We start from the raw sequence: 14,490 nt of genomic DNA on the forward strand, positions 1-14,490 counted from the left end.
TGGTGTGAGAGGACGCTAAATAAAATAATTATTTAGCTCCTACTCGATTATTTAATTCTTATGGATTTAAATAAAATTTTTTTTATGTTATAATCTACTAGAATTATAAACGAAATTTTTATCTTAGATGGGATTTTTACTCTATTTGAGACTTAGAAATTGTTATATCCATGAGGAACTAGCATTCATAATACTCCTACTTGTAAAAGTAGGAGTATTATGAATGCTAGCTATGAGATAAAAAATATTGGTATAATGTAAATATGAAAAGTATAACAAATGGAATTGAAAAAAATATAGTTTCTATTTATAAGTATGTAAATATTAAATTATAGATTACATAATTTAAGGAGAGAATTTTAAATGAATATTTTACTTATAAACCACTATGCTGGTTCTGATTATCATGGAATGGAATTTAGACCATATTATATGGCAAGAGAATGGACTAATATGGGACATAATGTTACTATATTAGGTGCGAATTTTTCTCATTTAAGAAAAAATAATCCTAAGATTACAAAGGATTTTGAAGAAGAAATAATAGATGGAATTACATATGTATGGGTGAAAACACCAGAGTACAGTGGAAATGGAATTGGAAGAATAAAAAATATATCAACTTTTATGTATAAATTAAGAATGAATTATAAAAAAATTGCAGATAAGTATAAACCAGATGCAGTTATAGCATCATCTACATATCCTTTAGATATATATCCAGCCAATAGAATAGCTAAGAGATGTGATGCAAAACTTTGTTTTGAAATACATGATTTATGGCCACTTAGTCCTATGGAAATTGGAGGATTTTCTGAGAAAAATCCAGCAATAGTAGTGCTTCAAAGAGCTGAAGATTTTGCTTATAAAAATTCAGATGTTATTGTATCGATTTTACCTAATGCAGATAAGCATATAAGAGAAAGAGGATTTTCAACTGATAAGTATGTGTATGTTCCAAATGGAATAATACCTGGTGAAAAGAAAAATCCACCAACAGAAAAGACTATTGAAAGGCTTAAAGAATTAAAAAATCAAGGTTATTTCTTAGTTGGATATACAGGAAATCATTCACCAGCAAATGTATTAGATACAATGATAGATGCAGCAAAGAAAACTAAAGATGAAAAAGTTAAGTATGTTTTAGTTGGAAAAGGTAATGTCAAAGACGAATTAATCAGTTATGCAAAAACTAATGATGTAAAAAATGTAGAGTTTTTAGATCCAGTATTAAAAGATAATATGGATAATGTCCTACAATTATTAGATATTTGTTATATAAGTTTAAAGAAACAAAATTTATTTAATTATGGAGTTAGTCCAAATAAATTATTTGACTATATGATGGCCGCAAGACCTGTGATTTATGCAATAGAAGCATCAAATGATCCAGTTAAAGATTCTAACTGTGGAATAACAGTACCAGCAGAAAATCCTGATGCAGTAGTTGAAGCAGTATTAAAAATTAAGGAATTAAGTGATGATGAGAAGAATAAGATGGGTCAAAACGGAAATGACTATGTATTAAAAAATCACACTTATCATGGTTTAGCAGTGAAATTTTTAAATGCTTTAAAAAAATAAGTTAAGAATTTATGAAGAATCAATATATTTGCCACTTAAATTATTTAAAAATGATAAAATATCTATTAAATATATTATTGATAAGTTATACAATAATATAGAAAAACTTTATAGTAATAAATTTAGAATTGATTTTGTAGGAGTGTATTCATGAACAATTTTAATAAGATAGTTAAGAGAGTATTTGATTTTATATGCTCTACTTTAGGAATAATAATTTTAAGTCCAATATTTATTGTAATATCTATTAGGATAAAAACAGGCTCTGATGGTCCAGTATTTTTCAAGCAGATAAGAGTTGGAGAAGATGGTAAGGACTTTGAAATATTAAAGTTTAGAACTATGGTAGTTGATGCAGAAAAATTAGGAAAGCAAATAACTGTAGGAAATGATAATAGAATTACTAAAATAGGTTCATTTTTAAGAAAATATAAATTAGATGAATTACCACAATTAATAAATGTATTTAAAGGCGATATGAGCTTAGTTGGACCAAGACCTGAAGTGCCAAGGTATGTTAAGATGTATAATGATGAGCAAAGAAAGGTACTTGAAGTAAAACCAGGAATAACTGATTTAGCATCTATAAGATATAAGGATGAAAATGCGTTACTTGGAAAAGCTGAAAATCCAGAAGAATTTTACATAAATACAATTATGCCTGATAAATTAGCATTAAATTTAGAATACATAAACAAAAGTAATGTATTTTTTGATATTTATATAATAGTAAAAACTATATTAAAATGTATATAAAAAAATAAAGTTAAATATTATAGAAAAGGTAGTGTAGGATTATGAAAAAATTAAAATTTGCAATTATTGGTTGTGGGAGAATTTCTTATAAACATGTTGAAGCTTTATCAAAGAATATTGAAGAAGCAGAATTAGTTGCAACATGTGACGTTATGTTAGAAAAAGCAGAAGCAAAAAAAGATGAATACATAGAAAAATGTGGAGTAGTACAAAATACTGTTCATGCATATTCTGATTATAAAGAAATGGTAGAAAAAGAAAATATAGATGTTGTTACAATAGCTACTGAAAGTGGGTATCATGCAGAAATAGCTATTTATTGTATGAAAAAAGGAATCAATGCATTAATAGAAAAGCCAATGGCTATGTCAATTGAAGATGCTAATGAAATGATTAAAGTAGCAGAAGAAAATAATGTTAAGCTTGCAGTTTGTCATCAAAATAGATTTAATAAGCCAATAAAGAAATTAAGGGAAGCTGTTGAACAAAATAAATTTGGTAGATTAGTTAATGGTACAGCAAGAATCCTTTGGAATAGAAATATGGGATACTATGAACAAGCACCTTGGAGAGGAACTTGGGAATTAGATGGTGGGACATTAATGAATCAATGCATACATAATATAGATTTACTTCAATGGATGATGGGTGGAGAAATTGAAAGAGTATATGCTGAATGTGATACTTATCTAAGAGACATCGAAGGTGAAGATTTTGGAGCAATAATTATAAGATTTAAAAATGGAGCAATTGGTATAGTTGAAGGTTCAGCTTGCGTTTATCCAAAGAATTTAGAAGAAACTTTAAGTATTTTTGGAGAAACTGGAGCAGTTTGCATTGGCGGACTTGCAAATAATGAACTTGAAACTTGGAGATTTGACGGCGAAGATGAAGAGGCTGTTAAAGAAGAAGTAAATGTTAAAATAGATAATGTATATGGCGAAGGACATACTCCATTATTTAAAGACTTAATAGATGCTATCAATAATAATAGAAGTCCTCTAATAGCCGGTGAAGATGGAAGAAATGCTATGTCTATAATTCTTGCAGCATATAAATCAAGAAAGACTGGTATGCCAGTACAATTCCCATTAGAAAACTTCAGTACTTTAGACATGAAGGATGAGTTTAAAGGAAGAAAGTAATTAGGATTTGTTTTAAATATGTGTTGGTATATGCAATAGGTAAAGTGGCATTGTAATTGGACTTTGAGAATTCTTAATGAGTATTGTCACATTTATTACTTGTCTCAATTTTACATTGGGAGCAAGCTAAAATGGGACTATAATCATTTTAGTGTTCCTAAGTTCAATTACTCCGTCCACTTTGCATATACATATATCAGCACTCTGCTAAAACATAGCCAATAATTAAAAAAAAATGCAGAAGGAATTTTTCCTTCTGCATTTTTTATATTATTACACTAAAGAACTTGCATCTTGTTTTCTTAATGGAAATACAATGTATCCTATTAGCATAGCAATTAGCGTTGGTAAAACCCATGCAAATCCTAAGCTTCCAAGAGGAATAAAGTTTAAATTAATAGATGGTATTATTTCTAGTACACCAAATATTAATGAGGTATAAACACCTATTCTAACTGCTTTTATATTTGTTATGTACTTATCAGCAAGTGTAGTAATTATTAAAGTTATAGTTACTGGATATAAAATACTTAAAATAGGACCAGATATTTTAACTATTTCATCAACACCAAGGGAACCAATTACAATACTTATTAATGAAATTACAACTGCGTTTATTTTATAAGGTAGTTTCCCATTAGATACTTTTTCAAAAAATGAAGAACCAGCACTTAATAATCCAATAGAAGTTGTTAAACAAGCAAGTCCAATAGCAATTCCTATTATGGTAGTACCAATATTACCTAATATATTGTTTGAAATTAATAATAATAAACTTGTTTTAGATAAATCTGGAATTTCAAATCCGCTTGTTTGAGCACCTAAAAACATTAAACCACCATAAATAAATGCTAAACCAATTATAGCAACTCCACTTGACTTAAGTGTCATAGGAAGTATATCTTTTTCTAAATATTTTTTTTCTTTCAATGCATTTGTAATAATTGAAGCAAATAATAGCGCAGCTAGTGCATCCATTGTTTGATATCCTTCTATAAATGAAGACGGCAATACAGAAGTTGCATTAGTAGGAACAACGTATCCTATAGGAGAAATTATCCCTTTTATAATTATTAATGTTAATATAAATATTAATGCAGGAGTAAGATATTTACCAATAGTATCAATTATGGACGAGCTCTTTAGTACAAAAACTAAATTTATTCCAAAGTATATTATCATTGAAATAAGAGGGCTGAGACTAGGTACTAAAGGACTTATTGTTAATTCATATGTAGTCGCAGCAGTTCTAGGAATTGCAAGCATTGGACCAATTGCTATAAATAATATTGTAGCAAAAATTATAGCAAACTTTGGACTAATTTTAGAAGCCATAGTTTCAAATGTGCCATCACCTTTTGTTGTAGCTATTATAGCAAGAAGTGGTAATCCAACTCCAGTACAAACAAATCCTATGATACCTAAAATATATTGATCACCAACCAGATGGCCTAAAAATGGTGGAAATATTAAATTACCTGCACCAAAAAACATAGCAAACAAAGCAAATCCTATTACAATGATATCTTTTGTATTTTTTTTCATAATAGTTTCCTCCTTAAATTATTGAAAATATTATATGTAATACTAAATTATTAATTTTTATTAATTAAGTGATACTTTTAGATATTAACATAACATTAGTATATCCTCAATACAAAATAACAATATATCACCCACAATTTAAGTGAAAAGCATAAAAAAAATATTAAAATTTTGTAAAAGTATTAAAAAAACATTTGAATGTTTAAAAATTAAGCAAGTATACATTAAGAGTTTCCATTACATATTAACACTTTGGTAAATATGTGATAACATAAGAATAGTTGAAATTACAAATAAAAACTTTATTTAAAGTTAAAAATATAACTTTATGAGAGGAAGATATAAAGATGAAAGTTAAAAAAGCCATTATTCCAGCAGCTGGGCTAGGAACAAGATTTTTACCAGCAACTAAAGCACAACCAAAGGAAATGCTTCCTATAGTTGATAAACCAACAATTCAATACATAATTGAAGAGGCAGTTGCATCAGGAATTGAAGAAATACTTATTATAACAGGAAGAAATAAAAAGTGTATAGAAGATCACTTTGATAAATCTATAGAGTTAGAGTTTGAATTAGAAAAGTCAGGAAAAGAAGAACTTTTAGAATTAGTAAGAAATATTTCTGACATGGTTGATATACATTATATTAGACAAAAAGAACCTAAAGGATTAGGTCATGCAATTCATTGTGCAAAAACATTTGTAGGTAATGAACCTTTTGCAGTTTTATTAGGTGACGACGTTGTTGATAGTGAAAAACCATGTTTAAAACAGTTAATAGATTGTTTTAGTGAATATAATACTACTATTTTAGGAGTTCAAACTGTAGCACAAGAAAACGTGTCAAAATACGGAATAGTTGATGGACTACATATAGAAGATAGAGTCTACAAAGTAAAGGATTTAGTTGAGAAACCATCAGTAGAAGAAGCACCTAGTAATGTAGCTATTTTGGGAAGATATATTATAACACCTGAAATATTTAATATATTAGAAAATACAAAGCCAGGAAAAGGTGGAGAAATTCAATTAACGGATGCATTAAAAACTTTAATTAGTAAAGAAGCAATGTATGCTTATAATTTTGAAGGCAGAAGATATGATGTAGGAGATAAACTTGGATTTTTACAAGCAACAGTAGAATTTGCATTAAAAAGAGAAGAATTAAGAGAGCCTTTTATAGAATATCTAAAAGGTAATCCATGGGATGAAAAATAAAATTAAAAATTACTAGTATATTTAAAAGTTTATTTTAATCTATGAAATTATTTTGTAGTTTTAAAATAGACTTTTTAATTTTTAAATAATAAAAAATATTATCTACAAAAAATAATTATTAACAAAAATAATTAAGATATAGTTAATAGTATCGATAATTGCATTAATAGAAAGTTTAAGTATTAATTTTTAATTTAAAGGTATTAATAAAAAATCGTTTTTCTAAAAATATAAATATAATTTATATAAATTTAAGATATGGGGGTTAGGTTTTAATGAAAAATGATAAAAAATTAAATTACAAATCATTAAACAATGGAAGCATACCAAAGAGAGTATTTTTCATGATGGTACTTGTATCAATTATTCCAATTATAATATTAGGATTTAGATCAATTTCTCAATTTTCTCAATCTAGTAATTCGGAATTTGAAAAAAATTCTACTACTTTAACTAAATCTATAGAACAAAGTGTAGAAACTAAATTTAACAATATATATACTATGGCAAATTATATAGTTGATAGAAGCACTTTTGATGATAGTGAGACTACAAAGAAAAACTTAGAATGGGATTTTCAATTACTTAAAGAAGGAAATCCAGATGTTGAATTTGCTTATTATTATAGTGAAAAAAATAAAGATTTTGTTATGTATCCTAATGATGATATGGGCAATGATGATTATACAACTAGAGAGTGGTATAAAAAAGCAAAGGCAGCAAATGGGCAATTTATATTAACTGATGTATATCAAGATATAATAAGTAAAAATTATGTTGTTACAATTTCTAAAGCTATAATTGAAGAGGGTATTTTTAATGGAGTTATATGTGTAGACTTCAATTTAGATAGTTTCGCTGATGCAATATCTAAAATTAGTTATGGAGAAAACGGATTGTTATCTGTAGTAGATGAAAATGGTGTAGTAATTGCACATACAAATAAAGAGATAATAGGCAGCTCAAATATAACTAAAAATGATGCATGGAGTAAAATATCCAGTGAAAAGAAAGGTATTATAAAGTTATACCTTAATGATACTGATTATACTACTAGTTTTGGCACTTCAGAAGTTACAGGGTGGAAAATAATATTACAATGTCCAAAAGCTGAAACTGATAAGTTAAAGAATGCATACACATTAACTTTGATTATGACAGCAATAATTTTATTAATAATTGTAGTTATATTAGGATTTATGTTTGCAAAAAAATTATCTGGAAATATTAATAAACTAAAGAATGGTATTAAGAAGATTGCAAATGGAGATTTCACTGAGAATATAGACATTTCATCTGGCGATGAATTAGAAGAATTAGCGGCTGATTTAAATGATATGCAAAATAATATTTCTAATTTGATTAAAAATGTAAATACTTCAGTTTGTGGAGTTAATGATACTTCATCAGGTTTAGAAAATATGAGTAAAGAGGTATCATTAGCTATTAGTCAAGTTGCTAATACTATTGGAGAGATATCTAATGGAAGTATGGAATCAGCGGAAAATCTTCAAAGCTTATCAGAAAATTTAGATGGTGTATCTAATGAAATAAATGTAATAAATGATGCAGTTAAAAATATAAGTAAATTAGCAACAGATACAGATGATCTAAGTAAAGAAGGACTTGATATGATACAAGAAATCATGGACAAGTCAAATCAAACTAAAACAAGTACTTTGGATGTAAGCAATATTGTTAAAGTAGTTTCTGGAAGTGTACAAAATATAGCTTTAATGAATGAAGCAATAGCGAAAATAACAGAACAAACAAATCTTTTAGCATTAAATGCAGCAATAGAAGCAGCAAGAGCAGGGGAAGCTGGTAAAGGATTTGCAGTTGTTGCTGAAGAGATACGAAAACTTGCAGAACAAACATCTGAATCAGCAAAAGAAATTGATTCAATAATAAAAGAAGTTGCTACAAACGTCAATAAAGCAGTAAATGAAGTTGATAAGACTAATGATGCTGTTAATAGACAGGAAAAATCTGTATTAAATGCAGAAAGTATATTTAACAATATAATTTCTTCAATAAATAACTTAACAAATAGAGTTGAAGAAATAGCTGAAGGAATTAATGAAGTTACGTTAAAGAAAGATAATGTTGTAAATCAAGTTCAAAATTTATCTGCTATAGGAGAAGAAACAGCAGCATCATCACAAGAGGTATCAGCATCAGCTGAAGAAGTATCTGCCTCTACTGATGAATTTGTTAAATATGCAGGTGAATTAAAAGAATTATCAAACAAATTAAATGATGAAATACAACAATTTAAGCTTAAATAAAAGGTTATGTTGATATATTCATAAGCAAAGCTGGACGTAGTAATTGATATTAGAAATGTAAAAATGAGTATAGACCTATTTCTGCTTGCTCCAAATATAAAATTTGGACATTTACTTTTGGACATTTACTTTTGACTCTCACTTAACTGTTCTCAAAGCTTAATTACAAGGCTGGTTTACCTATTTCATATATAAATATAGATTTAAAATTGATGATAATAATTATATGTAAAAAAGATATGGTTAATCCAGTAGTAAATTAATGATTTTATACTAAGTTTTAATCATATCTTTTTATTTTTACTAATTTTTCAAATATCAATATTTTTTATTAATATTTATAGCTAGAATTTTAAAGATACTAAAAACGACAAAAAAATCAAGAATATATATATATTTACGAAAATACTAATATAAACATACTTGTTAGTAGTAAATTTAGTTTGTATTTTTTACAAAATCCAATATTTATAATAGTTATTATTTGAAAAGTACTAAATATTTGAAACTTATAAATATCTATAACGGGGTGTAAATTAACCAAAGAATATTATATATTATTCTATAAAAAAATAATAAAGGGAGGATTTTGATGCGCTATAACAAAATAAAATCTAAAAACAAAGTTTCATTATTAAATTTTAAAACTCTTAGGAGCAAATTAATAGCAATTATGATAACTGTTGCAGTAATTCCTATTTTTATATTAGGAATAACGTCTATAGTAGAATTTTCAATTTCCAGTGATAGAGATTTTAAGAGAAGTGGAGTGAGTTTAGGACAAGCGGTAGATGAAACTATAAATACAAAAATTAATAGTGTTGAAACAATGTTAAATCATATTATTACTAGACACAATTTTGATGATAGTGAAACTGACAATAATGCTTTATATGAAGACTTGAAATTATTTAAAAATGGAAATGCAGATATTGAAAATGCATATTATTATAGTGGAAATAATAAAAAGTTTGTTATATATCCTGATGCAGACTTTGAGGATGGGGATTATACAAAAAAAGAATGGTATGTAAAAGCTAAAGAGGCAAATGGAAATTTTGCTTTTACAAATGTTTTTGTAGATATGGCAACAAAACAATATGTAGCAACAATTTCTAAGGCTATTATAAAAGATGATAAAATACAAGGTGCTTTATGTATAGATTTTAAATTAACAAGTCTTGCAGATGCAATAGAGAATATTAAATACGGCAATAACGGAGAATTGGAAATTATTGATAATAATGGTATTGTAATAGCACATACAAATAAAGAGCTAATAGGAAATGCTGATATAGCTAAAAAACAAGAATGGAATTACATACTAAATTCAGATAGTGGCTTTACTAAAATTAGTGAAAAAGATAAGAAAGATAGTGTGAGTTTTACAACTTCACATTTAACTGGATGGAAAATACTACTTAAAATGCCTGAAGCTGAACTTATGAAACCACAACAAAGGTATAAAAGGATTTTAATAGTAACAGCGCTTGTATTATTAATATTTGTAATAATTTTAGGAAGAAATTTTGCTATTAAATTATCTAAAAATATAGATAAAATTAAAGAAGTAATTAAAAATGCAGCAAATGGAGATTTTACAGATAATATTAATATTTCAACGGGAGATGAACTTGAAGAGCTTGGAAAGAGTTTTAATGAAATGCTTGAAAATAGCTCTTATTTAATTGGGAAGGTAGATACATCAGTTAAATCAGTAAATCAAACATCAACTAATTTAGCAAGTATGAGTGAAATTGTATCATCATCTATTGGAGAAGTATCTCAGACAATAGCACAAATATCTAAAGGAAGTACTGAATCTGCACAAAATATTGAATCATTATCAATTAATATGAATGATGTATCAAGTGAAATAAATTTAATTGATAGTGCTACAAAAAATATAAATTCATTAGCAATTGATACTAATAATTTAAGTAAAAAAGGTCTTACTATGATTAAAACGATTATTGAAAAGTCAAATCAAACTAGAGTAAGTACTATGAGGGTTAGCAACGTAGTTTCTAATGTTGTAGAAAGTGTCCAAAGTATAGCACTTATGAATGAAGCAATAGCTAAAATTACTGAACAAACTAATCTTTTAGCATTAAATGCAGCAATAGAGGCAGCAAGAGCAGGAGAAGCGGGAAGGGGATTTGCAGTTGTTGCAGATGAAATAAGAAAATTAGCAGAGCAAACAGCTGATTCAGCTAAAGAAATTGATACAATAATAAAAGAAGTGGCTAATAATGTAGAAACAGCATCATCAGAAGTTCAAGAAACTAATAAGACAGTAGAAAGTCAAGAGGAGTCAGTGTTAAAAGCTCAATCTATATTTAATGATATAATACATTCTGTAAATAATTTAACTAATAAGATTAAAGAGATTGGTGTAGCTATTCATGGAGTTACTAATAAGAAAGACAATATTGTAAGTCAAGTAGAAAACTTATCAGCAATAACAGAACAAACAGCTGCTGGTGCACAACAAGTTTCAGCTTCTACTGAAGAAGTTTCTAAATCTTCAGAGGAATTCGTTGAATATGCTAATAAATTAAAAGAGTTATCTGATGAGTTAGGTGAAGAAATAAGACAATTTAAACTTAAATAAAAATAGAAGCCTTTATAGGCTTCTATTTAAAATGCTTTAGGAATGAATCCAACTTTCTTTTGCATTTTTCTTAAAGTTTTATTTGCCATATAAGACGCTTTTTTAGCACCTTCTGAATAAATTTCTTCAAGTTTTTTCTTATCTTTTAAGAATTCTTTAACTTTTTCTTGGACTGGAACTAATTCCTCAATTACAGCATCAGCTACATCATTTTTAAGTTCTGCATAACCTTTATCTACATAGTTTGCAACTAATGATGCAGGCTCAACACCTTTTATAGTTCCTAATATGTTTAATAAATTTTTAACACCAGGTTGATCATCAGTGTAGTTTACTATACCAAGGCTATCTGTTACAGATTTGCTGATTTTTCTTTTGATAACATCTGGTGGATCCATGATTAATATAAATCCATTAGGATTATCATCTGATTTTGACATCTTCTTTAATGGATCTTGAAGACTCATTATTTTTGCACCAGCTTTTGGAATGTATGGATCTGGAATTTTAAAGGTATCGCTATAAGTATTATTAAATCTTGCAGCAATATCTCTTGATAATTCTAAATGTTGTTTTTGATCAGCACCAACTGGAACTAAATCTGTATTATATAAAAGTATGTCTGCAGCCATTAATACTGGATAATTAAATAAACCAGCGCCTATTGAGTCACCATACTTTTGAGATTTATCTTTATATTGAGTCATTCTACCAAGCTCACCCATGTAAGTATTACAAGTAAGTATCCATGAAGCTTCTGCATGAGCTGATACATGAGATTGTATAAATAATGTATTCTTATTTGGATCTATTCCTGCAGCAAGATATATGGATAATAATTCTAAAGTTCTTCTTCTTAAATCAGCAGGTTTTTGACGTACTGTTATAGCATGTAAATCAACCACGCAATAATAGGTTTCGAATTCATCTTGCAATTTCACCCAATTCTTTAAGGCTCCAAGGTAATTTCCTAAAGTTAAATCACCAGAAGGTTGAATACCACTAAATATTACTTTTTTGCTTTCAACTGTGTTTTCTGACATAAAAACCCCTCTTTCTAAGGTACATAATAATACTTATATTATAGGTATTGCATAGATGTAAGTCAATTATTACAATAATTAGTACTTTAAATGTTATTTAAAATATATAAATTAACCCCAAAATTTAATGTTAAAAATACGTGTGAAATGTTGGGGAAACTAAACTTAGATGTAATATGTAGAAATATTTTCTATGTAATTACTAATTATATTTTAAAAATTGTATGGATACATTTGCAGATGGGAAAGTTAAAATATATAATAATCTCATTAAATTTATTTTAGGGGGAAAAAATTATGCAAAGTGAAAGTAAAACTTTAAATGTTAAAGAACTAGTGCTAATGGGGCTTATGATAGCATTAGTATATTTAGCGGGTAGTATAATCAAAATTCCATCACTTGGAGGTTTTGTTCACATTGGGGATTGCATGGTATTTTTATCGGTAATATTACTTGGGAAGAAAAAAGGGGCCGTATCAAGTGGATTAGGAATGTTTCTTGTTGATGTATTAGGTGGTTATTATTTATGGGCACCATTTACTTTAATTATTAAAGGTGCAATGGCTTATATTGCTGGATATATTTTAGAAAAAATAAAAAGTAACAATTCTTTTGTAAATAATACAGTAGCATTTGCTATTAGTGGAGTTTTTATGATTATAGGTTATTTTGTTGCTGGAACAATTATGGCGGGATTTTTAACTGAAAAAGCAGGAATACTTCAAGGTTTAATATATGCTTCAAAAGATATAGTAGGTAATATAATTCAAGTTACAACAGGAATAGTTATAGCACTACCTTTAAGTGGGATACTAATAAAAGCTAAAAAAGCAGTGTTAAATTAAGCTTTATTTTAGGTATTAGTGATATATGCATAAGTAAAGTAGACTGAGTAATTTACTGCCAATTCGCGTTTATGCTAAAATGTTAATTGACTTAAAATAAACCTTAATATTATATTGTAAAATAAAAATCGGATAATAAATATTTATTATCCGATTTTTATATATGATGAATTTAACAATTTAATTTACAATATTTTTTTATTTGAATTAATTTTTAATTTTATTGAAATTATAAAAGAGGAGATAAGTGGTATCAATAGTAGTAAAACTATTGATGACAATTCAAAATATTTTAAAGAATGAAATAGTATATAGTTATTGTTTGAAACTAAGTAAGATAATATAAAAACTATAACTAAAAATATACTGAAGAATACTTTTTTACTTTTTATTTTATCGTGATAAATTAAAAATATTGCATATCCAGATAAGATATATTTAATAAAAAAACCTATAACAATTCTAAAAATATAAAAGAATTCACCAAATTCTATAAATTCTAATGTCTGAATTATATCTGATTGAATAAATCCAGGGTAAAATATATTAGCTGATCTTTCAGCTCCTAATGTAGCAATGACTCCAATAGTAGAAAATATTGTTATAATTGAAACAATTAAGAGTGAAATCAGAGTATTCTTTTTTAAATCTTTCTTACTATTTAGTAATTTTAAATAAGGAAGAAGAATACAGATTGATGATAGAGATCCTAATAAAAACAGTATACATTTTATTGAGTCTATATTTAAATCATTATGTAAAATCGGAAAAATATATCTATAATTTTTATAAGGTTCAATTAAAACAGCAAGTATCCCATCATTTAATAATAAAAGAGAAAAGGCAACTGTAACAAACACTAATATTGAAGAAAATTTTCTTGTTAATAAATAAATACTAGGAACAAGAAATAATAACAGATAATATCCAATAGGGGATTCTAAAAATAAATTTGTATATATAAAATTAGATTCTATTGATGTGCTTTCTATGGCATTTAATAATAGTCCAATTGAAAATAAAAATAAAAATGTATTTGCTATAGGCTTAGGTAAATATTTTTTCATTGATTTTACTAAATCGGGACTATCTAATTTATTTAATGTGTTTATTATAAAATAAAAAAATAATATCAAAATTAATAATGATATTAATAAATATATCCAAGTATCTTGTTTACCATATTTTATAAAGAATGAACTATAGGTTCTAAGGCTAATTAATGTAGTTGCTAATATTAAAATTATGCAATGTTTAGTTGATAAATAGTTTTTCATTCAAGATTCGCCCCTTTTAAGTGCTATATATAATAATTTATAAATTTACCATATTGATTAAATAATGACTCAAATTATATTTTGATTATTTTTATCAAAATAATACCTTGATTTTAGTATTAACAAAAAAATGAATATTAAACCATTTAAGAGAGATAATATTTTTAGGTGA

The 14,490-nt window shown here is 26.7% G+C and carries 10 protein-coding genes; 7 read left to right on the top strand and 3 right to left on the bottom strand.

Features of this window, described 5'->3' with window-relative positions; all coding sequences use genetic code 11:
* Positions 1 to 363: 363 nt before the first annotated feature.
* From RYM86_RS14735 to RYM86_RS14745, 3 genes are all read left to right on the top strand, one after another.
* Positions 364 to 1,584 carry a glycosyltransferase family 4 protein gene (locus tag RYM86_RS14735; RefSeq protein ID WP_315081429.1) on the top strand — a complete coding sequence of 407 codons (1,221 nt, stop codon included), beginning with the start codon at positions 364 to 366 and terminating at the stop codon, positions 1,582 to 1,584.
* Positions 1,585 to 1,734: 150 nt separating this feature from the next.
* Entirely contained in the window at positions 1,735 to 2,340 is a 606-nt protein-coding gene (locus tag RYM86_RS14740) for a sugar transferase (protein WP_315081430.1), read from the top strand.
* 41 nt (positions 2,341 to 2,381) lie between these two features.
* Positions 2,382 to 3,485: a Gfo/Idh/MocA family oxidoreductase gene (locus RYM86_RS14745; RefSeq protein WP_315081431.1), complete on the top strand. Its 1,104-nt coding sequence runs from the start codon at positions 2,382 to 2,384 to the stop codon at positions 3,483 to 3,485.
* A gap of 273 nt (positions 3,486 to 3,758) precedes the next feature.
* Here RYM86_RS14745 and brnQ read toward each other — a convergent pair whose 3' ends face one another.
* A complete protein-coding gene (brnQ, locus tag RYM86_RS14750; RefSeq protein ID WP_315081432.1) occupies positions 3,759 to 5,030 on the bottom strand; it encodes a branched-chain amino acid transport system II carrier protein in 1,272 nt (423 codons plus the stop codon).
* Between the two features lie 347 nt (positions 5,031 to 5,377).
* Between brnQ and galU the strand changes: the two genes are divergently transcribed.
* The 3 genes from galU to RYM86_RS14765 all read left to right on the top strand — a co-directional run bounded on the left by galU (position 5,378) and on the right by RYM86_RS14765 (position 11,152).
* The gene (gene galU, locus RYM86_RS14755) at positions 5,378 to 6,250 is read left to right on the top strand and encodes a UTP--glucose-1-phosphate uridylyltransferase GalU (protein ID WP_012425845.1); all 873 of its coding nucleotides are present in this window, start codon (positions 5,378 to 5,380) and stop codon (positions 6,248 to 6,250) included.
* Positions 6,251 to 6,525: 275 nt separating this feature from the next.
* Positions 6,526 to 8,538, top strand: a complete 2,013-nt coding sequence (locus RYM86_RS14760; RefSeq protein WP_315081433.1) for a methyl-accepting chemotaxis protein — start codon at positions 6,526 to 6,528, stop codon at positions 8,536 to 8,538.
* A 592-nt stretch (positions 8,539 to 9,130) separates the two neighbouring features.
* Complete coding sequence (locus RYM86_RS14765) at positions 9,131 to 11,152, top strand: methyl-accepting chemotaxis protein (RefSeq protein WP_315081435.1); 2,022 nt, start codon at positions 9,131 to 9,133, stop codon at positions 11,150 to 11,152.
* Positions 11,153 to 11,178: 26 nt separating this feature from the next.
* Here RYM86_RS14765 and trpS read toward each other — a convergent pair whose 3' ends face one another.
* A complete protein-coding gene (gene trpS, locus RYM86_RS14770; protein WP_315081436.1) occupies positions 11,179 to 12,195 on the bottom strand; it encodes a tryptophan--tRNA ligase in 1,017 nt (338 codons plus the stop codon).
* A gap of 297 nt (positions 12,196 to 12,492) precedes the next feature.
* Here trpS and RYM86_RS14775 point away from each other — a divergent pair, with 297 nt between their 5' ends.
* Positions 12,493 to 13,041: an ECF transporter S component gene (locus RYM86_RS14775; protein ID WP_315081437.1), complete on the top strand. Its 549-nt coding sequence runs from the start codon at positions 12,493 to 12,495 to the stop codon at positions 13,039 to 13,041.
* 185 nt (positions 13,042 to 13,226) lie between these two features.
* Here the strand turns inward: RYM86_RS14775 and RYM86_RS14780 are convergent, their stop codons facing one another.
* Entirely contained in the window at positions 13,227 to 14,318 is a 1,092-nt protein-coding gene (locus tag RYM86_RS14780; protein WP_315081438.1) for a GerAB/ArcD/ProY family transporter, read from the bottom strand.
* Positions 14,319 to 14,490 lie beyond the last annotated feature (172 nt).

This window comes from uncultured Clostridium sp., assembly GCF_963527835.1.
GTDB lineage: Bacteria > Bacillota > Clostridia > Clostridiales > Clostridiaceae > Clostridium.